Below are 22,276 nucleotides of genomic sequence, written 5' to 3'. Positions count from 1 at the left end.
GCTGGCGCTCCCAAAGCAGTGGCGCTCCTGCGCGGGCAATTACTCCTGGCCCTCGTTTCGCGCAAGGGTCGCCTGCCCTCCCTGTCCGCCTCCAGGCGTCTTAACTTCGCTGGCCGGAAGATGGAGGGGTCCGGAGGGCTCGCTTAGGCTGCCGGGCAACGTGTTCCCCCGGCTCCTGCGCGCACTCACCGTCCCGCTCGTCCTGTGCCTCGGGGCCTGTGCCACCACCCCCGAACCGGCCCGGGAGTTCCAGGCGCACGCTCTCCCGGTCACTCCCGCCCCGCCCCAGGTCGACGCCGACCCGGCCGCGCCCCACGCGCGCCCGGAACAGCTGGCGCTCCAGGCCCGGGTGGAAGGCCTGATGGCCCGCATGTCCCTCGAGGACAAGGTGGGCCAGGTGATGATGGTGGGCTTTTCCGGCACCGCGGTGGACGAGCCCGTGGAGCAGCTGGTGCGCGGCCGCCGGGTGGGCGGGGTGTGCCTCTTCAAACGCAACATCGTGGACGGCGAGCAGGTGGCGAGGCTCAACGACGGCCTGCGCCGGCTGCTCTCCGACGGCATTCCCCCCTTCCTCGCGCTGGACCAGGAGGGGGGCAACGTGGTGCGGGTGAAGGACGGGGTGGTGGTGCTGCCGGGCAACATGGCGCTGGGGGCCACGCGCTCGGCGGAGCTCGCCTACGCGGCGGGTCTCGCGCAGGGAGAGGACCTGAAGCGTCTGGGCTTCAACATGAACCTGGCGCCGGTGCTGGACGTGAACCTCAACCCGCGCAACCCCGTCATCGGCATCCGCTCCTATGGGGACTCGGTGCCGCTGGTGTCCGAGCTGGGACGGGCCTTCGTGCGGGGCCAGCAGGACGCGGGGCTCGTCACCGTGGCCAAGCACTTCCCGGGCCATGGCGCCACGGACACCGACAGCCACAAGTCCCTGCCCGTGATGCGCGAGTCGCGCGAGGAGGTGCTCGCGCAGATGGAGCCCTTCCGCGCCGTCATCCAGGACGGGCTGGACGGATTGATGACGGCCCACGTGGCGGTGCCCGGCCTCACCGGGGACGACATGCCGGCCACCGTCCACCCGAAGGTGCTGGGCGGGCTGCTGCGCCAGCGGCTCGGCTTCGACGGGCTGGTGCTCACCGACGAGCTGGAGATGGACGCCATCGCCCAGCGCTACGGCGTGGGCCGGGCCGCGGTGATGGCGGTGAGCGCCGGGGCGGACATGGTGCTCGTCCCCTGGCGGGCGGAGAAGAAGACGGAGGTGTACCTGTCCCTGCTGTCCGCGGCGATGAGTGGGGACCTTCCCCTCGCGCGGCTGGACGAGGCGGTGCGCCATGTCCTCACCGCCAAGGTGCGCCGCGGCCTCTTCGAGCAACCGGAGCTTCTGGAGCAGCGCCTGGCCACCCCGCCCTCGCCGGAGCACGAGGAGGTGGCCCACCGCATCGCCCGCGCCGCCGTCACCCTGCTGCGTTCCGACGGCAGACACTTCCCGCTCTCGCCGGACGTGCGCCTGGGCGTCATCACCGCCGAGAGCTCGCTGGGCGAGGCCATCCGCTCCCGCGTGCCCCAGGCCCAGGTGATGAACGTGCCCGCCTGGCCCTCACACGCGCGGCGCGCCGTGCTGCGGCAGCGGGCCCGCCGCCTGGCGCTCACCTCGGACGTGGTGGTGGTGGGGATGATCAGCTCGAGCCAGCTGGAGCTCGTCACCCTGGCCGCCGCCACCGGACGCCCGGTGCTGGTGGTGTCCATGGGCCTGCCCTACCTCGCCGAACAGGCCGACGAGGCCCGGGCCGTGCTGGCCATCTACTCGTACCAGCCCGCCGCCACCGAGGCCGCCGCGGCCGCCCTCTTCGGAGAGATCGGCACGCCAGGCCGGCTGCCGGTGGAGCTCAACCGGCTCGCCTTCGGTCACGGACTGGACGCCCCGCGCCGGGAGCAGGCCGCCGCTCCCCCCACCCCCCCGAGGGAGGGCGGAGGTGGGGTCCTCCGCTCCGAGCGCAGCGCGCGGTGAGGCTCAGCCCGCGTTGGGCGGAGCGTGCACGCCGATGAGGCCGTACTGGCCGTCATCCTTGCGCCGGTACACCACGCAGACCTCGTGCGTGGTGTCGTGCTGGAAGACGTAGAACTCCTGGTTCAGCAGGTTCATCTGCATCACCGCCTCGTCCACCGTCATGGGCTTCACGGTGATGTCCGAGGTGCGCACGATGCGCGTGGCGGGCTGCGCGGCCGGAGCGCTCGGCGCGGGCTGCACGGCCGGAGCCTCGGTGGCCTCGTCGAGGAACTCCCCGGGCAGCTCGAAGACCTTGTGGCGCACCTTGAGGGTGTTCACCAGGCCCTGGCGGTGGTGCACGCGCTCGCGGCCGTGGTGGTTCTTGATCTTCTCCTTGTACTTGCGGAGCTGGGCCTCGATCTTGTCCATCGCGAGATCGATGGACGCGTACATGTCCTCGCTCTTCTCCCTGCCGCGCAGCACCCAGGCACCGGAATGGATGGTGATCTCCGCGTGGTGCAGGTGCCGCTCGAGCGACAACACCACGTGAGCCTCACCGGCTCGATCCAGGTACTTGTTCACCCGCTCGACCTTCTCCTTCGCGTACTCCTTGAGGGCATCGGACGAGCCGAACTGGCGGAAGGTGATGTTGAGCTGCATGCGTGACTGCCTCCCATATTTGGGGCTGGGGGTGAGACGACCGGAGCTCCGGTACAGATCAGAAACGCTCCGAAGGGACGAAAGCAACCCGCCCACTCGAAAGGACGGCCGATCGCACTGCACTCAACAGGCAGTGTCACCTTGACTTTCCAGCTTGGCTGAAGTCCTCGCACGCCGGGTACGGGCGACTGAGCGTCCGGGAATGAGGGCGCGAACCGCGTTGTAGATGGCGTTACAGGGGCAACTCGGCCACGAAGGCGGCGCCCCGGCCGTTGAGCCCCGGCTCCACGTGCACGCGGCCGTGATGGCCCTCGACGATCTGCTTCACGATGAAGAGGCCGAGCCCCAGGCCGCCGGCACGCGCCGCGCCCTTCACCTGCTCGAAGCGCGCGAAGATGCGCTCGCGATCGGCCTCGGGAATGCCGGGCCCCTCGTCACGCACCACCAGCCGAGCACCCTCGGAGGTCCGCTCCAGCCGCACCTCCATGGGATGGCCGCCGCCGTGGCGCAGCCCATTGGAGAGCAGGTTGAGCACCAGCTGCTCGAGCCGCAGCTTGTCGAAGCGGCCCACCAGCCCGGGCTCCACGTGCGCGGTGAGGGCCACGCCGGCCAGCCGCGCCTCGTCGGCGGTGCGCGTCACCATCTCGGACACCAGCGCCGACAGGTCCCCGGTGGAGAAGAGGAAGTCCAGCTTGCCGTGGCGGATGCGGCTGACGTCCAGCAGGTTGTCCACGAGCAGCCCCAGGCGCCGCAGTGACCGCTCGAAGCCCTCCAGCCGCACCCGCACCTTGGGAGACTCCAGCGGCGTGGAGGCGCTCTCGGCCTCCAGCCGCCGCAACAACTGCATCTGCAGCAACAGGCCGGTGAGCGGCGTCTTCAGCTCGTGACTGGCGAGCGACAGGAAGTCGTCGCGCACGCGCACCGCCTCCTGCAGCGCCAGCTCCGTCTCCTTCAGCGCGGTGATGTCGAGGATGGCGCCCCGCACCACCAGGGGCTTCCCGTCTCCATCCCGCAGCACGCGCGCACGGCTCGTCAGCCAGTGCCAGGTGCCATCCTGCCAGCGGGTGCGGAAGGTGGAGGTATAGGCCTTCACGTCCGAGGAGAAGAGGGCCCCCACCTGCGCCTCCACCTCCGGACGGTCCTCTGGGTGCAGGGCGGCGAGGAACTTCTCGTGCGTCCACTCCGGCAGCGTCTCGGGGTAGCCATAGAGGCGGTCGTGCGCCTCGGAGCGGAACACCAGGCCGGTGACCAGGTTCGTCTCCCAGACGGCCATCTCCGCGGAGTCGAGCGCCACCTGGAAGCGCTCGCCCAGGAGCTGGAAGCGCTTCTCCGTCTGCTCCACCAGGGCCTGGGCCTCCTCGCGCTGGGTGATGTCCGAGGCGAGCACCCACAGCTCGTCGTGCACGGGAACGACGGACACCTCCAGCCACACGCGCGGCGGCAGCGAGGCCAGGAAACGCGCGGGCTTGCGCGTCTCGAGCGCACTCACCAGCCGCTCGTGCAACGTCCGGCCCGCCAGCGCTGGCACCACCGCCCAGGGCTCCTGACCCGGCAACCGCCCGGGCTCCACGCCCAGCAGCGCCGCCGCCCGCGCGTTGCACTCGAGGACGAGTCCCCTCCCATCCAGGGAGAAGAAGGCCTCGGACATATGCGCGAGCAACAGGCGCAGCCGCTCGTCGGCCGAGGGAGGGGAGCCGCCGGAGTCTGAGGAGGGCGCGGGGCCGGAACCGGACGCGCGCGAAACGGAGGACGCGCTCACGCCCCCACCGTCGCTGGAGCGCGATACCTCGTCAAGAACACAGGAGGCGAGCAGGGAGGAAGGAGCGGCGCTCGGTGAGCCCGGCCGCACTCCCAGCCCCCACCGCGGGGGTGGCGGGAATACGGAGGCCCGAGGGGGGAATGATGGCTCCCCCCTCGGCCCCGCTCACTCACACAACCGCGCGTCCGTGTGACGGCAGGCGTGCAGGTTGCGAGGCACCTCCAGCCAGGAGATGTCCGGCGTGGTGAGCTTCCGTCCGCTCAGCGTCTCGGTGACCGGCGAGGTGCCGACGCCCGGAATCACCACCTGGTAGCGAACGTCACCCGATGGCGACACCGAGACGACCGCCGCGGGCTCCGGAGGCGGTGCCCACGCATCCTGCGTCTTCGCGGGCGTGTACCCGAGCAGGTTGCCGTCCTTGTCCGTCACCCGGAACCCCTCCGACTGATCCGGCAGGCCCGTGATGAGGTCCGCCTGCCACGAGCGGCTGAGGTCCCCTCCTCCGGCCAGCTTGCACGCCGAGACGGTGGCACCCGCGGGAGGCGAGAAGCTCGGCCAGAACACGATGCCGCTCAGCACGGCCGAGCCCGCCGCCGTCTTCTCCTGCGGCCCCCCGTACTGGAGGAACCAGCCCGGCCCGTCGGAAGCGCCTCGCGGGAGCGACGCCAGCGTGCTCGTGGGCACGTAGCGGACGGGGCCCTGCGTCGGGTGCACGTACGTCACGTACGCGCTGTCCGGCAGTGTGACATCCACCAGCGAGCAGTCCACTCCCGCACCGCAACCGAAGCTGCCCTCCGTCACGCGCTTGGAATCGAACGCGAGCGCCTCGGCGGCGACGTGGAAGCGCCGCTGCCAGCCGCCATACGCATGGAAGCCGAAGTAGCGGTTGCTCGGCACCTTGTCGGCATCCGCGCCCAGGTTCAGGTCCCCGTGCGAGTCCGTGGGGAGACTGGCCAGCGCGCACGACCACTCTCCGCCCGATGCGGCGCACTCGGCATCGGTGCTCGCCGGAGCCGACACGCCCGACGCGGGGAAGTAGTACGAGCCACTGCCCAGCGCCGTGCCGCTGTCGCAGCGGATGCGCAGGCTCGTCAGCTCCAGCCGCGCGGACGTGCACACCGTGCCCGCCGAGCCCGAGAGCGTCTCCGTGTTCTTCACCAGCACGCCGTTGTCGTACTGGATGAGCGTCTTGCGCAGCTGGCCGTTGATGTCCGCGACGAGCTCCGCGTCCACGTCGCACTTCATCCGCACGCAGGCCAGCAGGTCATCCGGGCCGCAGTGGGTGCCCTCCTTCGAGCGCAGGTGCTGACGGTCGCCCGTGCCCAGGAAGGCGCGCAGCCAGCCCGTGTCCGGCTGGAGCGCGGTGGAGGCGATGTGGAAGAAGGGCTGCTTCCTGTACGCCTTTCGCTTGGGATCCGCGCCCGTCACGTCCTCGCGCGCCATCTCCAGCGAGCGCGCGCCGAACCAGTTGCCCACCCGGCCATCACCGCCGAGCACGCCCGGCTCGTGGAAACGGAACGTCCACACCTGGCCGCCCAGGTCACCGACCACCAGCGTGTCGAAGAAGCCGTCCATGTCCCGCCGCAGATCCTCCGCCTTGCCGATGTCCACCAGGGCCGGCGCGGCCGCGATGGGCATCATCCGGTGCAACACCTCGTCCGTGTACGCGTCGCCCGAGGAAGCACCCGAGTGGGCCTCCGCGGACCACAGCTTCTGGCCCGTCCACGCCTCCAGCATGTACACACCGCGGCCGCGCGAGAGGTCCGCGCTGTAGCCGCCGTTGAGCACGGCCACCCAGCGCTCCTCCCAACCGCGCGCGTTGCCCTTCGCGAGCCGCACCGGACCGATGGGCGGCGGCTTGGGCGCGAAGTTGCTCCACGACTGGCCCACCGCGCCCGACTCCGCGTCGCACGCGTTGGGGAACATCCAGCGGAACGGCTTGCCGTCCGGCTTCAACATCTCGCGCGGATCCGTCACGTCCAGCGCCACGTAGCGCTGGCCGCCCGAGCGCTCGGAGAGGATGGCCACCGTGTGGAACTCGTCCGTCTCCTTCACGTCGTTACCCACGCCGCCGGAGAGCCGGTCCGCCCAGACGTCGCGCACCATGGCCGTGCCGTCCACGAAGTACTCGTGGCCGTTCATCATCAGGCCCAGCTTGGGCAGCAGGTCCGGCGGGATGAAGGACCACAGCTCCTGTCCCGTGCCCAGGTCGTGCACGTCATCGAACGCGCTCGCCTTGTCCCGCGAGAGCGCCGTGCCCGCGTGCACCGCATGCAGCATGCCGCCGTTGGAGCCCACCAGCACGATGCGCTCGCGCTTCGCGTAGGCCGCCCGGTACGCGTCATAGGCGCCGTACTTGCCGCCCGCACCGCGCGGCGGGTTCATCGGCGTGGGCGCGTAGCAGGGCTTGCCCGCGCCCGGCGAGGAGCACGAAGCCTCGGACGTCACCGACGCGGTGAAGTCCTCGTAGAGCGTGGACACGCACTGGCCACTCAGCCCCAACGTGCACAGCAGCGGCTCGACGGGCGGCTCCACCAACACCGGCGCGGAGTGGAAGATGTCCGCGAGCTTGCACGAGCGCGTGGTGTCCTCCGAGCACGGGCGGTCCTCGTCCGTGAGCAGATCTCCGTCGTAGTCGAAGACGTCCGCGCCCCGCACGAAGCGGATGAGCGTGTCGACACACTCGTCGCGCTGCGCGGGCGTCCCCGTCCACGCCTTCTTCAGCTTCGCGAAGGCCCCCGCGCAGAAGCCGTCTCCCGCCGCCAGCAGGTACTGCGAGAGCTCGGCGCGATGGGCCATGTCGAAGGGCACCGGCGGGTTGTCCGCCTCGGTGAAGCGGCCATCCTTGTCGCGATCGATGAGCGTGAAGACGCAGCGGCCTCCCGTGGGCTCGAGCGGATTGCCCGGGTCACACGGCGCGCTCGCGCTGCGCTTGCCGAGCGTCTCGCCCAGGTCCCAGAAGGGCTGCGCGGGCACGCCACCCACCAACCGGCCCTCGCTGTTGACGGTGGCCGTCCCCACCTTCACCCAGGCCCCATCCACGTTCTCCTGGACGATGTTCGCCGTCGTGAAGCTCGAGATATCCGGCACGCCTCCCGCGAAGCCCGCGGGCGCGTCCAGGAAGAACGTGTCGTCGCAATCCTTGTCGTGGTTGAGGTCGTGCGGATCTCCCCCCGCGCCCTTCGCCAGCGCCGGCTGGCAGCCCTGGGAGAACTCGCTGAAGAGGAAGAAGCGGTAGAGGTGCCCCTCGTACGGGCGGCCCCGGCGCGGGCTGAAGCGCGGCACGTACGTGGAGGACTGCATGCCTCCGGCCTGCACCGCCGCCAGGCTCGCCGAGGCGAACGAGGTGGAGACCTCCTTCACCTCACCGAGCGCGGCCATGACGGCCTCGCGCAGCTCGCCCGAGTTGTTCGCGCGGAAGAACCGGCCCTTGCCCGCCATCGCGATGCTCTGGAGCATCGGGCTGTTGTCGCCGTAGCCGATGGTGAACGTGCGCACGGACTGGTCTCCCGCGAGGTCATCGCGCAGGTCCGCGTTGGCCAGGAAGAAGGCCACGTCGTCCATGAAGTTCTTGTTCGTCTTCGCCAGACCCGTGGGCCAGTTCGCGTAGTCGCAGTCCTCCTTCGTCACGCCGAACTTGTCGCAGTAGTTCACCCCGCCCGGAGCCGGGTTCGTCTCCGGGTTGCTCGGGTCGAACGTGAGCGGCGTGCCGTCCGGGTGCCTCGCGCCCCGCGCCTTCAGCACCTTCATCATCTCCGTGATGGGCACCGTGTTGTCGTACCGCGGCGAGCCGTCCGTCAGCACGATGATGGAGCTGGCCTGACAGGCCGCGCACACGGAGCGGTCCTCGCCCCCGCCCTCCCACGGCTGCGTGTCCTTGAGCCACTCGTCCGGAGACTGCGCGCCCCAGGCCGCGCCCGTCTTGCCCGTGAGCGGATCATCCACCGTGCCGCCATTGCAGCACCCCGGCCAGCCCCAGCCCGGGTTGATGGGGTTGGAGAACCACGTCGACCAGCGGCCATCCACCTTCTGCGAGGAGAAGTAGCCTCCGAGCCCGAAGAGCGCCTCGCCGATGGAGCGCTCGTCGTTGCGGAAGGAGATGGAGTTGATGGCCTTGCGCAGCTCGGGCCGCGCGAGCGCCGTGTCGTCCATCAGCGGATGGGACTTGTCGCACGAGGGCTTCAGCGGACGCAGCAGCACCGGCGGATCGAACCAGCCATGGTCCGGTCCGAACGTGGCCACGCCCAGGCGCACGCCATCCACCGTGCTCACGATGTCCTTGAGCACCTTGCGCGCCACCACGAACTTCGGCGGACGCACGTTGAGCACGCGCCCGCTCAGCACCCACTTGCGCCGCGCCTCCACCGGCAGCGGAGCTCCCGTGATGGGATCACTCGAGGGCGTGCTCGCCAGCGGCCCCCTCCACCAGCCCTTCTCCACCAGGCACTTCTGGCACTCGGCGTAGAGGGGCGAGCCCCACGGCTCACTCCAGTCCAGCGCGTTGCCGCACGCGTTCATCGTGTCCGTCACGCCCAGCGTGCCGCGCATGTCCACCGCGAGCGAGAACGGCCCGTCCTCCACCTGCCACGACAGGCGCCGGCCCCGCGAGTGGTAGTACTTGTCCGGATCGAAGAAGTGCGTCTCCGTCGTGGAGAAGTCCGGGTCCGCGTCGAACGGGATGGAGCCGTTGAGCTTCGGATCCGCGCTGCTCCGGTCGAACCACTTCATCGCGTCCACGAGCGCCGGGTCCGAGCACCCCCACGTCGAGGTGTCCCCCACCTCGGGCAGGTACTCGGCGTAGTCCTGCATGGAGGCGTTGTTGCCCAGCAGGAAGATGGCGCCCGGTGGAACCGTGGGCACCTCGAAGAAGTCCTTGTCGCCTCCTCCCGAGGCGTTGATCATCGTGTCACCCAGCGCGGCCGCGCCCGTGCAGCATGCGGCCTGCTCCGGCAACGGCACGCTGCCCGAGCGCCCCGGCAGCGCCAGCAGCCCCGCGGCTCCCGCCATCATCAGCCCCACCGTCAGTCCCACGCGGCGCGGAGTCCACCGCTTCCCCGCACGTCCCACGGCGTCGAAATCGTTGTGCATGTTCCAGCTCCCAGAAGCCGAACCTCAGGGTCTCACGGACTGTCCGAACGCCCTCGTCCGGACAGAGTCCACGTGGCCCCCTCCAGCAAAGCCCCGCCCCCTGACACCCAAAGCGCACTCCCAGGAGAAAACTGCACCCACAGCGAACGGCGGGAATCCCGGATAAAGTGCGAATGAGGAACCCCTCGTTCGAATGCTCCCGCGGAGCCAGGAGGGCTCGATGCCCACCCTCTCGCAGCGATTCAACAAGCCCGAGTACCTCTTCCGGCCCCAGCAGTTGTTGCAGCGGTTGCGGGCGTTGCGCTCGCCGGCGCTGGAGCGCGAGCGGACCTTCCAGTTGCCCTGGGGGCTGTCGCTCATCGTGGATCCGCAAGATCCCATCGGGCGCGCGGTGTGGCACCTGGGCCTCTACGACTTGCTGGTGAGCGAGACGCTGTGGCGGCTGGTGTCTCCCGGAGAGCAGGTGCTCGACGTGGGCGCGAACATCGGCCACATGTCGAGCGTGATGGCCCGGCGCACGGGGCCTGGCGGCCACGTCATCGCCTTCGAGCCGCATCCGCTCATCCACGCGCGCCTGCAACGCAACCTGGCGCTGTGGCGGGCGGAGGTGCCGGGCGTGCGGCTCGAGGCGCGCGCGGTGGCCGTGGGCGACGCGAACCGGCCGGGCCACCTGCACATCCCCACCACCTTCCACGAGAACGCGGGGACGGCCTCGCTCGTCGAGCAGGACAGCGCGAGCCCGGACGCCGCGGGCACACCGGGACTCGTGGCCGTGGACGTGCGCACACTCGACTCGGAGCTGCCCGCCCCCTTCACGCCACGCGTCATGAAGATCGACGTGGAGGGAGGCGAAGCCGCCGCCTTCCGGGGCGCCACACGCCTGCTCTCCGAGCACCTGCGCGACCTCGTCTTCGAGGACCATGGCACCTGGCCCACCCCGCCCATGCGGCTGCTGCTGGACGCGGGCTACACACTCTTCCGCCTCCACAAGACGCTGCTCGGCCCCGAGCTCGCGCCGCCCGGGACGCCGCCCGAGCCCGGCGCCTGGGAGGCGCCCAGCTTCCTGGCGACCCGCCAGCCAGACCGGGCCCGCGCGCTGCTCGCCCCCCGTGGGTGGCAATGCCTCGCATCACCGCTATTCTGACGCTCCATGCGCGCTCCGTCCTCCCCGGCACGAGACACCCTTCGCCTGCGTGCACTCCTCGCGGATGCCCGGCGGCTCGTCTGGGCCGTGGATGACGCGGGGCGGATGCAGGAGCCCTCTCCCTCGTGGGCGGCCTTCACCGGCCAGTCCCCCGAGCAGATGCTGAATCGGGGCTGGTGGGCGTGCGTCCACCCCGAGGACCAGGGGCGCCTGGAGCCGGCAAGCACTGACTTCCGGGCCGCGCAGGACAGCGGAGCGGAGCCCACCTGCCGCGTGCGGCGGGCGGATGGGGCGTGGCGCGAGGTGCGCGTGCGGGCGCTGCCGGTGAAGGACGACGCGGGACGGCTCGTGGAGTGGCTCCTGAGCGCCGGGGACCTCACCGGCCAGGAGCGCGACCGGCAGACGCGCGCCGAGGCGGCCCTGCACGAGAGCGAGGAGCGCTTCCGCTCTCTCGTGCAGACCTCGACGTCGGCCGTCTGGACCACCAACGCCCAGGGCATCCCGGTGGAGGACTCTCCCTCCTGGCGCGCCTTCACTGGCTACACCCTCGAGCAGTGGTTGGACGGCTCGGCCTGGATGGACGCCCTCCATCCCGAGGAGCGCCCCCGGGTCGAGCAGGCCTGGCGGCACGCGCTGGCCACGAAGACGCCCTACGCGGCCCAGGGGCGCATGCGGCACGCGAACGGGAGCTGGCGCTGGGTGCTCATCCGCGCCGTGCCCGTGTTCGACCTGGACGGCACCGTGCGCGAGTGGGTGGGCACCACCACGGACATCTCCGAGCAGAAGCGCGCCGAGGAGGAGCTCACCCGGCTGCTGGCGGAGCTCGAGTCCAAGGAGCGGCTGCTCTCGGCCGTGCTCGAGCAGATGCCCTCGGGCTTCCTGCTCGCGGGCCCCCGCGGAGAGCTGACGTACGCCAACCCCCAGGCGGAGACCATCTGGGGCCACCCCCTCATCCGCTCGGAGGACGTGCGGGGCTACGCCGACTACCGGTACTACCACCTCGATGGCACCCAATACCCGCCCGAGGAGTTGCCCCTGTCGCGCAGCGTGCTGAGGGGCGAGGTGGTGCGCGGCGAGGTGCTGTGGCAGCGCGGGCCGGACGCCCAGGACAGCCGCTTCGTCAAGGTGAACAGCGCCCCCATCCGGGACGAGCGCGGCCAGACGATCGCCGCGGTGGCCCTCTTCGACAACATCACCGAGGCGCGCCGGGCCGAGAAGCGCGCCGCGCGCATGCAGTCGGTCACCTCCGCCCTGTCGCAGGCCCTCACCCCCTCCGACGTGGCCCGCGCCATCCTCACCGAGGTCCTGGGCGCCATGGGTGCCCACTCGGGTGCCGTCTACCGCCGCCGTGCGGACGACCTGCTCGAGATGCTCTACGCCGAGGGCTACCCCGAGAGCTTCACCCGCCACTCCCTCGCCCTCCCCCTCGAGGCGCACACCCCCGGCACCGATGCCGCGCGCACGGGCCAGGAGCTCTGGTTCCGCTCCACCGCGGAGCTCGCCGAGCGCTACCCGGAGGCCGTGGCCGCCCCCCCCACGGTGAAGGACCACGCCGTCGCCGCCCTGCCCATGTGGGTCCACGGCGAGCCCGTCGGCGCCATCGTGCTGAGCTTCTCCGAGCCCCGCATCGCCGGCCCCGAGGAGATGCAATTCCTGCGGTTGCTCTCGCAGCAGTGTGGCCAGGCCCTGGAGCGCGCGCGCCTGTACGAGGTGGCCGAGACGGAGCGCCAGCGCGCCGAGCAGGCCAGCCGCCTGAAGGACGACTTCCTCGGCGTGCTCTCCCACGAGCTGCGCACGCCGCTGACGGCCATCCTCGGCTGGACGCAGTTGCTGCGCTCGCGGAAGGTGCCCGCGGACAAGACCGAGCGCGCCCTGGAAACCGTCGAGCGCAACGCGCGGGCGCAGAAGCAGCTCATCGAGGACCTGCTGGACGTCAACCGCATCGTCAGCGGCAAGCTGCGGTTGGACGTGCAACCCACCCAGCCCATGAAGGTCATCGAGAGCGCGCTCGACGTGGTGCGCCCGGCGGCCGAGGCCAAGGGCATCCTCCTCCACGCGCGGTTGGACCCGGAGGCGGGCCCGCTCCAGGCGGACCCGGACCGGCTGCAGCAGGTGGTGTGGAACCTGGTGTCCAACGCGGTGAAGTTCACCCCCCAGGGCGGAAGCGTGACGGTGTCCCTCACCCGGGGCCCCTCGTACGTGGAGCTCCACGTGCGCGACACCGGAGATGGCATCGCCGCGGACTTCCTGCCGCACGTCTTCGAGCGCTTCCGCCAGGCGGATGCTTCCTCCACGCGCCGCCATGGAGGGTTGGGGCTGGGGCTGTCCATCGTGCGCCACCTGGTGGAGCTGCACGGCGGCACGGTCGAGGCCCACAGCGCCGGCCGGGGCCAGGGCGCCACCTTCATCGTCCGCTTGCCGCTGGTGGCCCCCCGCCAGGACTCGACCGAGCCGGCGCGCGCCACGCCCATCCCCTCGCCCCGCCTCCCCATCGAGTACCCGCGGGAGATTCGCGGACGCCACATCCTGGTGGTCGACGATGACGCGGACTCGCGCGAGCTGCTCGCCATGCTGTTGCAGCAAGGCCAGGCCCGCGTATCCACCGCCGCCAGCGCCGCCCAGGCGCTCGAGCTGCTGCGCCACGAGCTGCCCGAGCTGCTCATCTCCGACATCGGCATGCCGGAGATGGACGGCTACGCGTTCATCCGCGAGGTGCGCACCCGGCCTCCCCAACAGGGCGGCCAGGTGCCCTCCGTGGCGCTCACCGCGTACGCGCGCCAGGAGGACCGGGCCGCCGCCCTGCTGGCCGGCTTCGACTCGCACGTGGCCAAGCCGCTCGAGCCCGCGGAGCTGCTGCTCGTCGCCGCCTCCCTGCTGCGCCAGGGGGCGTGAGCCCGGTCCTCCCCTCCGCCGGGAGCCTCAGTGGCTCGACGGCAGGAGCCTCACGGCCACGTTGTCGATCGCCGGGCCACCGCACGAATCCGTCTGGCTCTCGAAGTGAACGGTGGCCGTCGCGCCGGTCGCCGTGAACAGCAGCACCTCCGGCCGCCAGCGCAGGCCCGTGAAGTCATCCGCGTAGGGTGCCGTGTCGTACGTGTAGATCTGCGACTCGCTTCCCACGGTGAGCTCCATGACCTTGAGGCCCGCGCCGCAGACCACGGCGGGGTTGCCGGCGAGGTCGAAGGTCAGCAGGTAGGTGCGGCCAGGCGTCGTGGGCACCGTCTGCTCGAGGGCCCCCGCCGTGAGGCCACTCAGGTCCACGTCGCGCCGGCCGTCCGAGGCGCCCAGCGACGAGCCGTCATGCCAGTCCACGTTCCCGCTGGTAACGACCCAGCCTCCGGGAATCGTCTCCCCCATCGACAGCGTCTTCCAGAACTCGGGAGGCCCGTCGTAGCCGGACTCGAAGCTCCCGTTCTGGATGAGGTTGGGCGTGGACGGCTCGAAGTAGCGGGTGATGACCGTCTCGGGATGCACGTCCGCCTCGTGGTTCACCTGCGCCCCCAGAACGAGGAAGGGCCGCTCCTCGAACGAGCTCGCCCTCGCCCAGGTGGTCAGGAAGCGGAAGCCGCCGTAGGCCACGTCCGGGCTGAAATCCGCATCCCGGCCGGGAGAGGAGATACCGATGCTCGTCGCATCCAGCAGCTCGCCGTCCTCCGTCAGCCGCGCGCCCTGGATGGAGGACGTGCCCTCGTGGACGCTCCTCCAGACGATGAGCGACTTCGAGTTGTGGTGGGCCACGGCCGGAGCGGTCTCCTCGGCGGACGTGGTGGCGATGGGCAGGCCGTCCGGATCATCCACCCAAGTGTCCGAGCGCACGCGCGCGGCACGAATGTCGGCGTTTCCGGTGCGGAGATCTTCCCAGACGGTGAGGAAGCGCCGCCCCGTCCAGACCACGTCCGGATCGCGCTGCACGCCCGGTGCGCTGGAGATGGGGAAGCCCAACCGATCGGGCACCGAGCCGTCCGCCTTCACCCGTCCGCCAAAGATGTCCGGCGGCACGTCCAGGCCTCCGCGCGATTCGGCCCAGACGACCAGGAACTCCTTGCCGTTCCACGCCACCGAGGAGTCGAACGCGAACCCTCTCGAATCGCCCAGGAACTTGAGGCTGCCGCCGGAGTCGGGGAGAACGGTGCCGTCGGTCCCGACCCTTCTCAGTCCGATGAGGGACTGCTCATCGCCCTCGACCGTGAAGGTCACCAGGCACTGCTTGCTGGAGCAGGCGATGCCCGTCGGCCCGAAGACCTCGCCGGAGCGGATGACGTTGAACACCGGGCCGAGCACGGTGCCATCCGGCTTCACTCGGACTCCGAAGACGCCGTCCGACGCCGTCATCCAGACGACCATGAAGTTCTTGCCGTCATAGGCGATGGCAGGCGTTCCGCCCGGCTCGGTACTGGTGTTGATGCGGAAGCCCACCGGATCCACCAGGGTGCCATCCTGCTTCAGGCGCGAGCCGTAGACGCCGCCCTCACGCACATCCTCCCAGACCACCAGGTACTTGCCCCCGCCGTACCCCACCGCCGGACCGCTCAACGCCAGCGTCCGCGGAACGGTCGGCAGCGAGCGCATCGTGGAGGCTCCCGCCGCGACGACTTCCTCGGGCGAGGCCTCGTCCGCCACGTCCTCGACCGTGGCCTCCTCCTCGGGAGCCTCGCCCTCCGGTACGGGGCCGCAGGCCGACACCCACGCCCCCAACAACACACTCCCCCACCACGCCCTGAACGACGTCCGCTTCTTCCCGTATGCCATGTATGCCCCCCCTCGATGCAGCGCGGACAAGCTCTGCCTCGCGGGAGGGCACGGCAATCGCACCGCGAGGAGGGCCGGGGGGGCGTGGAGCTCAGCGGGACAAGCCCACGGCGTCGATGAGGAAGCGCGCGGGGCAGGTGCTGCGGAAGTCCGGAGGGGTGGTCTGGATGAGCGTGCTCAGGGTCGAGCCCGCCGTGATGTGGGCCGGCAGGGCGATGAAGAGGTCCGTCAGCTTGCCGCCAGAGCAACCCAGTTGCAGCCGCTCGCGAGCCCCAGCGCCCAGGGCGTTGTCCACCTGCGTGAGGAAGTCTTCCCTCGCGACCTGCTTGCCCATGTTCTGGGCCATGTACTTGCTCATCCCCGAGTCGTTGAACTGGCGGGCGAGGTCCATGGCCACCTCGAAATACTCGCTGGGGGTCCAGTCCAGCTGGCAGGTGCCGTGCTTGAACCACTCGTGGCGCTCCAGGCAGGAGGCGGTGCCCGGCATCACCTGGCCCAGCGCCTTGGCCACGTCCGGCTTCAGGCCGACGTCGGGGTAGCCGCAGAACTCGCGCGGCTTGCTCCTGTGCTCACAGTTGCCGTAGTTGATGCCGCACGCCTCGCGGTTGGGCCACAGGCCATGCAGGGTGAAGTTGCCCGCGGACTGGAAGGTGGTGGGGAAGCTGACGCCGCACTCCGTCTTGGCGCGGTGGCTCTCGCAGAAGGCGGGTTGCCAGCTCAGCGCCAGCACGAAGCTGTCCTGCAGGCCCGGGGTGCTGCAGAGCCCCCCTCCACCGCCACCGCCCCCTCCACCCGACCTGGAGGAATCCGGGGGCTGGGGGGCGCCATCTTCGTCCACCGGGGGCGGAGGCGGCGGAGGAGGCGGCGGCATCCCCACCTGCGACAGGGTCCCGCAGTCCGCCTGGACCCACCGCTCCGGCGGATTGGCATCGTCCACGCGCACCCGGAACCAATCGGGCTGCTCGGGGCGGTTCACCTCCAGAATCACATACGCGTCTCCCACCTCGAGACGCGTCTTGTCCGGGTTGGTCTTCTTCTTCTTCGAGACGAAGGCCTCGCAGTCCTTCTCCGCTTTCAACGTGCCGCTGACGGGAACACTCGCCCAGGCGCTGGCGGGCCCGAGGGCGAGGAGGGCACTGATGGCCAGGAAGGTGGAAATACGCGGCCGACGCAAAGCCAGACCCATGGGTTCTCCGGGGATGCGGGGGTGGGTGCCGGACCTGATGTGCGAGCAGCGCACCGGCCGCGCAAGCTACCCATGCCCCCGCTCCACTTCCGCAGCGGAGAGCCGCAATGACAACAGTCACACGCACCCGGACGTGTGACATTCACTTTCAGGAGCTGGCCTCGGACTACGGGGCAAGGCGACGGCCGCTACAGCAACCGGTAGCGGCCCGGGGACACACCCGTCCAGCGGCGGAACGAGCGGCTGAAGCTGCTCACGTCCGAGAAGCCCAGCCGGAAGGCCACGTCGGCCAGCTCGAGCTCCTCGTCGCGGATGAGCGCTCGCGCCTTCTCCGCGCGCACCCGGTCCAACAGCTCCTGGAAGGACAGTCCTTCCTCCTCCAGCCTGCGCTGCAGCGTGCGCTTGCTCATGTGCAGCCGCGCCGCCACCTCCTCCGCGCCCGTGCCGGATTCGAGCGCCTCCTCGATGCGCGCGGCCACCGTGGCGGTGAAGTCCTCCGCCGGGCCCCTCGCGCGCAACGCCGAATCGGCGAGCTGCTCGGCCGTCGCGAGCAGGCGCGGATCCGCCGTGGTCAGCCGGGCCTCCATCCACTCCGCGTCGAACAGCAGGCCATTCGCGGCGCGGCCGAAGTCGAGCTCCTCCGTGCCGAAGAAGCGGTGCAGGCCCTCCAGACGCTTCGGACGCGCATGGAGGAACCACACCGCGCGCGGCGCCACCGGCAGCCCCGTCAGCGTGCGCGCCTGCGTGAGCACCGAGGCGAGCACGTACTCGTGCGCGTGCCGCGTCAGCCCTCGTGGGTGTCCCGCCACCTGACATGTGAAGGCCACCTGCGCCCCGCGCTCCTCCAGCGCGAGCACGAAGCCCCCGTTCTCCAGCGGCGCATAGCGCACCATCCGCTGCAGCGCCTCGCGCACCGTGGGGCTCGCGCGCATCGCCAGCTCGCCCAGGCCGTAGGTGCGCGGCTCCAGCTCCGCCGGCAGCCTCAACGAGAGGTAGGCGTCATCCAGCTCGCCCGCGGCCGCCTCCAGCAGCTGGCCGAGGCCCACCGCGGTGACAGCGGCGTCCACGTGTGACTCCACGTCGGCTGGGAGCTCGAAGCGGCGCACGAGCAGCTCCGCGTCCCCGCCGCGCGAGCGCACGTAACGCACGAGCGCCGGGACGAGTCCGGACCGGAAGGGAGTCTCTTTGCGCGCGCGCGCCACGGGGCCGGGATTATGGCACGCTCGGTCATGCTTTCCGGCGTCCCGGGTGATACCCGTGCCCGGGGCCGCCCCGTACATTGGCGCGCATCACTTCACGGGAGGACGGACACGATGCGGACGCAAATCCGGAACAAGGACGGCGCGGAGCTCTTCAGCTACGACGGGGACCTGCGCGAGGCCCTGCACGCGGCGGGCAAGGCGAAGGTGGACCTCACCAAGGCCATGCTCGACGGGGCGGACCTCTCCGGGGCGGACCTGGAGGACATGAACCTGCGGCAGGTGAGCCTGCGCGGCGCCAACCTGCGCGGCTCCAACCTCGAGGACGTCGACCTCTCCGGCGCCAACCTCCACGAGGCCAACCTGCGCGGCTGCAACCTCGAGGGCGCCGACATGCGCGAGGTCGTCCTCGCCAACGCCAACCTCGAGGGCTGCAACCTGGAGGACGTCCGGCTCGTGGGCTCCAGCCTCACCGGCATCAACGCGCAGGGCTCGAATTTCGAGGGCGCGGACCTCGCCCGCTGCAACCTGGAGGGCGCCAACCTCGAGGGCTGCAACCTGGAGGACGTCCGCCTGAGCGAGGCCAACCTCACGCGCGTGAACCTGCGGCGCTCCAACCTGGAGAGCGTCGACCTGGATGGGGCCAACCTCACGCGCGCGGACCTGCGCTCGGCCAACCTGGAGAAGGCGGACCTGCGCGACGTCCTCGCCGAGGGCGCCAACTTCCGCGACGCCAACCTGGAGCGCGTTCAGTTCGAGCGGGCCAACCTGACGAATGCCTGCTTCGACAACGCCAACCTCTCGCGCGCCACCTTCTCCGCCGCCATCCTCACCGGCGCCACCTTCCACGGCGCGGCGCTCGACCGGGTGAAGGGCTTCACGAAGCCCGAGCCCGAGTGACGCGGACCCCCGCCGGGGACTCGCCCGCGAGCAGCGCCCGCGGGTTGCCCTCGAAGAGGGTGAAGACGGTGAAGGTGATGGCGTACGCGCCGATGACGTCGATGGTGTAGTGCAGGTGCGAGAAGAAGACGCTCGCCACCACCAGCACATGGCCCACGAGCATCACCGCCCTCAGTCCCTGGTAACGCCACACGTAGAGCAGCAGCAGGAAGGTGGTGGACGTGTGCCCGGAGAAGAAGAGGTCCTTGGTGAGGTACGTGTGCGGCGTGTTGGCGCCCAGCACGTCCACCGGGGACACGAGCTGGAGGAAGGCCCGCGCCCGTGACGCCGCGTCCATGCCGGCGTTGACGTCCGCGCCATTCACCGGCCCCAGGCCCGTGGCGAGGATGCAGAGGCCTCGCACGAGCGCCAGCACTCCGCTCGCCACCGTGTAGCGGCAGAAGCGCGAGACGTCCTCGCGCAGCAGCAGCAGCGCCACCGGCAGGTACGCGAGCGTCCACAACGCGTAGTTCCAGCGGTCCACCCACGGTACGTACGGCACGTGCTCCAGCACCAGGTCTGGCAAATGCGGGGCCGGACGCGCCTCGGCGAGCAGCGCCAGCCACAACATCACCGCGTAGCACGTGCCCCGAAAGCACAGCGCCAGCACCACCCGGAGAGCCATGGGCCACGTACGGGAGGGTGCTGGCGCCGAGAGGACATCCATGCAGGCACGTCTACCCCGGTTGTCACGGAATTGAAAATCCGCGGTGGCCGGAGCGTCCGCGCCCCGGGCTCATGTGGCCCGATAGGTCGTGCGATGGATGGCTCTCAAGATGAGTAGCAGGACGCACGCTCCCACGAAGGCCACGATGATGGTGGAGACGATGCCGCCGCCCGGTGCGCCCACTCCGAGTCCGCGGAAGAGCCAGCCGCCGATGAAGGCGCCGACGATGCCGACGACGATGTCGCCGACGAGGCCATATCCGCCGCCCACCACCGCCGAAGCCAGCCAGCCCGCGATGAGACCGATGACGAGCCAGAGGACGAGTGTTTCCAGAGTCATGAGTAGAACCCCCGTATTGGACTCATCAACAGGTAAGCACTCAGGCACGGGGAGCCGAGGGGACAGCCAGGCAGGAGAGCGTCGCGTCGGCCGCCTGCTCACGCGGGACGGCGGTGCTCCACGCCCTCGGGTCCAGCCACCACCAACCCGGACGTCAGCCCGATGAACAGGCCATGCCCGACGATGCCGGCCCGCGACTCCAACCGCGCCGCCAGCGCCTCCGGCCGCTCGAGGGGACCGAAGGCACAGTCGAGAACGAAGTTGCCCTGGTCCGTCTGGTAGGGCGCTCCGTCCTTCGCCTCGCGCCGGGTGACGCGCGCGCCCAGTCCTTCCAGGAAGAGCGCCTGCGAGCGCCAGCCGAAGGGCAGCACCTCCACCGGCACCGGCCAGCGCGTCCCCAACCGGGGCGACAGCTTGGCCGCGTCCACCACGATGAGCACCCGCCGGCTCGCCTGGGCGACGATCTTCTCCCGCAGCAGCGCGCCGCCCCCGCCCTTGATGAGGCGCAGCTCCGGATCCACCTCGTCCGCGCCATCCAGGGTGAGGTCCAACACCGGGTGCTCCTCCAACGTGGAGAGCGGCACGCCGAGCGAGCGCGCCAGCGTCTCCGTTCCCACCGACGTCGGCACGCCCACCACGTCCGTCAGCCGCCCCTCGCCCCGCAGCGCCGCCAGCCGGCGCACCACGAAGGCCGCCGTGCTCCCCGAGCCGAGGCCCACCACCATGCCCGGCTGGATGGACTCCACCGCGCGCTCGGCGGCCAGTCGTTTGAAACGGTCGACGTCACTCTCACCGGGGGCGGGCATGGCGGACGACCCTACCCGTCACACGCCCAGCTGTCCCGCGCGGACCTCCTCGCTCTTCCTGGCGATGCTGGCCATCAGGCCCATCCAGGACTTCACGAACGATTCCGCGCCCTCGTGCTGCAACTGCGTGGCGAGCCCCTCCACCTCCACCCCGGCCGTCTTGAACTCCTCCAGCACCTCGTCGCTCTCCCACTCCTCGTGCGACAGCAGGGGCCCCACCCGGCCGTGGTCCGCGAAGGCCAGCAGCGTCTTCTCCGGGATCGTGTTGATGGTGTCCGGCGCGGCGAGCGCCTCCACGTAGAGCGTGTCCGGCGCACTCGGGTCCTTGGTGCCCGTGCTCGCCCACAGCAGCGTCTGCACCGGGGCGCCCTCGGACAGGAGCCGGCGCACACGCGCGCTCTCGAGCAGCTCGCGGTAGACCCGGTAGGTGCGCTCGCCCACGGCGATGCCCAGCCGGTTGCGCAGCGACTCGGGCACCTGCCCCTCCACCGCCTTGTCCCACCGGCTGATGAAGAGCGAGGCCACCGACCGCACCTCCGGCGACAGCCCCGCCTCCAACCGCCGCTCGAGGCCCCGCATGTACGCGTCCGCGGCCGCCAGGTATTGCTCCGTCGAGAAGAGCAGCGTCACGTTGATGGGCACCCCGGCGAAGATGGACTCCTCGATGGCGCGCAGCCCCGCGGGCGTGCCGGGAATCTTGATGAAGAGGTTGGGCAGACCGGCCTCCGCGTACAGCATGGTGGCCTGCTCCACCGTCAGCTCCGGCTGCTGGAAGGCCAGCACCGGCGAGACCTCCAGGGACACCCAACCGTCCTGGCCCCGGGTGCGCTCGTGGATGGAGCGGAAGAGGGCCGCCGCGCGCGTGAGGTCCTCCAGCGCCACGCGGAAGAAGAGCAGCTCGGGGCTCAGGCCCCCCGCCGCTTCCCGGGCGATGGAGGCGTCGTAGTCGTGGCCCTTGCGGATGGCCTGGTCGAAGAGCGTGGGATTGGAGGTGAGCCCACTGACGGCCAGGTCGCGGATGTAGTGCGCCAGGCGGCCCGACTCGAGCAGCTCGCGGGAGATGTAATCCAGCCAGAGGCTCTGGCCGGCCTCGTGCAATGTCTGGGTGGGAAGCATGAGGTGAAGATGTGCACCCGGGCCCCGGTGCACATGCGCATGACTATCTTCAAGAGCAGGCTCCAGATGGGAGGCAGCTCATGCGAATCCTGGTCACCTACGGTTCCAAGCGGGGCGGCACGGCCGGAATCTCGGAGATGCTCGCGCGGGCCTTCCATGAGCAGGGCTTCCAGGCGGACGTGCGGCCCGCCACGGAGGTGGCGTCGGCCGAGGAGTACGACGCCGTCGTGGTGGGAGGCGCGCTCTATGCGTCCCGGTGGCACCGGGCCGCGCGCCGGTTCGTCAAACGCCACGCCGAGGAGCTGTGGGCAAAGCCTGTCTGGCTGTTCAGCAGCGGGCCGCTCGACGATTCGGCCGCCCGGGACGAGCTACCGCCCGTGGCACACGTGCGGCGGTTGATGCAGCTCGTCCGGGCCCAGGGGCACATGACCTTCGGCGGGCGGCTGGAGCCCGATGCGAAGGGCTTCATCGCCAGCAAGATGGCGCGCCAGCATTCCGGCGACTGGCGCGATCCCAGGCTCATCCGCGCCTGGGCGGAGGGAATCGGTGAGGCGCTGCGCTCGCTCGAGCGGGAGCGGAGCCTCGTCCTGGCCCCCCTCCCGTCTCCCGGGGAGCTGCACGTCTGAGCGGCCAGCCAGGCCCC

Annotated in this window: 15 protein-coding genes; 5 read left to right on the top strand and 10 right to left on the bottom strand. The window is 70.7% G+C overall.

The annotated features are described in order from the left end of the window. The first annotated feature begins 160 nt into the window (after positions 1-160). Complete coding sequence (locus ACJ8AN_RS25520) at positions 161-2,002, top strand: glycoside hydrolase family 3 protein (protein WP_407758071.1); 1,842 nt, start codon at positions 161-163, stop codon at positions 2,000-2,002. A gap of 3 nt (positions 2,003-2,005) precedes the next feature. On the opposite strand, the gene hpf is transcribed toward ACJ8AN_RS25520, so the two are convergent. The 3 genes from hpf to ACJ8AN_RS25505 all read right to left on the bottom strand — a co-directional run bounded on the left by hpf (position 2,006) and on the right by ACJ8AN_RS25505 (position 9,488). Then, positions 2,006-2,641 carry a ribosome hibernation-promoting factor, HPF/YfiA family gene (hpf, locus tag ACJ8AN_RS25515; protein ID WP_407758070.1) on the bottom strand — a complete coding sequence of 212 codons (636 nt, stop codon included), beginning with the start codon at positions 2,639-2,641 and terminating at the stop codon, positions 2,006-2,008. A 232-nt stretch (positions 2,642-2,873) separates the two neighbouring features. Further along, positions 2,874-4,301, bottom strand: coding sequence for an ATP-binding protein (locus ACJ8AN_RS25510; RefSeq protein ID WP_407758069.1), 1,428 nt, complete (start codon positions 4,299-4,301; stop codon positions 2,874-2,876). Between the two features lie 264 nt (positions 4,302-4,565). Then, a complete protein-coding gene (locus ACJ8AN_RS25505; RefSeq protein WP_407758068.1) occupies positions 4,566-9,488 on the bottom strand; it encodes a hypothetical protein in 4,923 nt (1,640 codons plus the stop codon). Between the two features lie 220 nt (positions 9,489-9,708). Between ACJ8AN_RS25505 and ACJ8AN_RS25500 the strand changes: the two genes are divergently transcribed. Beyond that, entirely contained in the window at positions 9,709-10,632 is a 924-nt protein-coding gene (locus ACJ8AN_RS25500) for an FkbM family methyltransferase (protein WP_407758067.1), read from the top strand. 6 nt (positions 10,633-10,638) lie between these two features. Further along, positions 10,639-13,524, top strand: a complete 2,886-nt coding sequence (locus tag ACJ8AN_RS25495) for a PAS domain S-box protein (RefSeq protein ID WP_407758066.1) — start codon at positions 10,639-10,641, stop codon at positions 13,522-13,524. Positions 13,525-13,551: 27 nt separating this feature from the next. Here the strand turns inward: ACJ8AN_RS25495 and ACJ8AN_RS25490 are convergent, their stop codons facing one another. The 3 genes from ACJ8AN_RS25490 to ACJ8AN_RS25480 all read right to left on the bottom strand — a co-directional run bounded on the left by ACJ8AN_RS25490 (position 13,552) and on the right by ACJ8AN_RS25480 (position 17,715). After that, positions 13,552-15,381 carry a choice-of-anchor C family protein gene (locus tag ACJ8AN_RS25490; RefSeq protein WP_407758065.1) on the bottom strand — a complete coding sequence of 610 codons (1,830 nt, stop codon included), beginning with the start codon at positions 15,379-15,381 and terminating at the stop codon, positions 13,552-13,554. A 91-nt stretch (positions 15,382-15,472) separates the two neighbouring features. After that, complete coding sequence (locus ACJ8AN_RS25485; protein ID WP_407758064.1) at positions 15,473-16,567, bottom strand: ribonuclease T2 family protein; 1,095 nt, start codon at positions 16,565-16,567, stop codon at positions 15,473-15,475. A 188-nt stretch (positions 16,568-16,755) separates the two neighbouring features. After that, positions 16,756-17,715 (bottom strand): AraC family transcriptional regulator, encoded by a 960-nt coding sequence (locus ACJ8AN_RS25480; RefSeq protein WP_407758063.1) that lies wholly within the window; start codon positions 17,713-17,715, stop codon positions 16,756-16,758. A gap of 165 nt (positions 17,716-17,880) precedes the next feature. Here ACJ8AN_RS25480 and ACJ8AN_RS25475 point away from each other — a divergent pair, with 165 nt between their 5' ends. Then, positions 17,881-18,666, top strand: coding sequence for a pentapeptide repeat-containing protein (locus ACJ8AN_RS25475; protein WP_407758062.1), 786 nt, complete (start codon positions 17,881-17,883; stop codon positions 18,664-18,666). On the opposite strand, the gene ACJ8AN_RS25470 is transcribed toward ACJ8AN_RS25475, so the two are convergent. From ACJ8AN_RS25470 to tal, 4 genes are all read right to left on the bottom strand, one after another. Then, entirely contained in the window at positions 18,644-19,330 is a 687-nt protein-coding gene (locus ACJ8AN_RS25470) for a phosphatase PAP2-related protein (protein WP_407758061.1), read from the bottom strand. The two genes, ACJ8AN_RS25475 and ACJ8AN_RS25470, sit on opposite strands and share 23 nt — an antisense overlap. 111 nt (positions 19,331-19,441) lie before the next feature. Next, positions 19,442-19,711: a GlsB/YeaQ/YmgE family stress response membrane protein gene (locus ACJ8AN_RS25465; protein ID WP_407758060.1), complete on the bottom strand. Its 270-nt coding sequence runs from the start codon at positions 19,709-19,711 to the stop codon at positions 19,442-19,444. Positions 19,712-19,809: 98 nt separating this feature from the next. Continuing rightward, the gene (gene rpiA / locus ACJ8AN_RS25460) at positions 19,810-20,517 is read right to left on the bottom strand and encodes a ribose-5-phosphate isomerase RpiA (protein WP_407758059.1); all 708 of its coding nucleotides are present in this window, start codon (positions 20,515-20,517) and stop codon (positions 19,810-19,812) included. A gap of 18 nt (positions 20,518-20,535) precedes the next feature. Then, positions 20,536-21,633: a transaldolase gene (gene tal / locus ACJ8AN_RS25455; protein ID WP_407758058.1), complete on the bottom strand. Its 1,098-nt coding sequence runs from the start codon at positions 21,631-21,633 to the stop codon at positions 20,536-20,538. A gap of 80 nt (positions 21,634-21,713) precedes the next feature. On the opposite strand from tal, the gene ACJ8AN_RS25450 reads away from it, so the two are divergent. After that, a complete protein-coding gene (locus ACJ8AN_RS25450; RefSeq protein WP_407758057.1) occupies positions 21,714-22,259 on the top strand; it encodes a flavodoxin domain-containing protein in 546 nt (181 codons plus the stop codon). The last annotated feature ends 17 nt before the right edge of the window (positions 22,260-22,276 follow it).

Origin of the sequence: Archangium sp., assembly GCF_045802675.1 — a bacterium.
Classification (GTDB): Bacteria; Myxococcota; Myxococcia; order Myxococcales; family Myxococcaceae; genus Archangium.
This window is presented reverse-complemented; position numbering and strand designations above follow the sequence as displayed.

Bases quoted from the DNA above. Each gene is read 5' to 3' on its own strand.
- ACJ8AN_RS25465 (WP_407758060.1), bottom strand. From the start codon at position 19,711: ATGACTCTGGAAACACTCGTCCTCTGGCTCGTCATCGGTCTCATCGCG.
- ACJ8AN_RS25485 (WP_407758064.1), bottom strand. From the start codon at position 16,567: ATGGGTCTGGCTTTGCGTCGGCCGCGTATTTCCACCTTCCTGGCCATC.
- rpiA (WP_407758059.1), bottom strand. From the start codon at position 20,517: ATGCCCGCCCCCGGTGAGAGTGACGTCGACCGTTTCAAACGACTGGCC.
- hpf (WP_407758070.1), bottom strand. From the start codon at position 2,641: ATGCAGCTCAACATCACCTTCCGCCAGTTCGGCTCGTCCGATGCCCTC.
- ACJ8AN_RS25490 (WP_407758065.1), bottom strand. From the start codon at position 15,381: ATGGCATACGGGAAGAAGCGGACGTCGTTCAGGGCGTGGTGGGGGAGT.
- ACJ8AN_RS25495 (WP_407758066.1), top strand. From the start codon at position 10,639: ATGCGCGCTCCGTCCTCCCCGGCACGAGACACCCTTCGCCTGCGTGCA.
- ACJ8AN_RS25505 (WP_407758068.1), bottom strand. From the start codon at position 9,488: ATGCACAACGATTTCGACGCCGTGGGACGTGCGGGGAAGCGGTGGACT.
- tal (WP_407758058.1), bottom strand. From the start codon at position 21,633: ATGCTTCCCACCCAGACATTGCACGAGGCCGGCCAGAGCCTCTGGCTG.
- ACJ8AN_RS25475 (WP_407758062.1), top strand. From the start codon at position 17,881: ATGCGGACGCAAATCCGGAACAAGGACGGCGCGGAGCTCTTCAGCTAC.
- ACJ8AN_RS25450 (WP_407758057.1), top strand. From the start codon at position 21,714: ATGCGAATCCTGGTCACCTACGGTTCCAAGCGGGGCGGCACGGCCGGA.
- ACJ8AN_RS25470 (WP_407758061.1), bottom strand. From the start codon at position 19,330: ATGGCTCTCCGGGTGGTGCTGGCGCTGTGCTTTCGGGGCACGTGCTAC.
- ACJ8AN_RS25500 (WP_407758067.1), top strand. From the start codon at position 9,709: ATGCCCACCCTCTCGCAGCGATTCAACAAGCCCGAGTACCTCTTCCGG.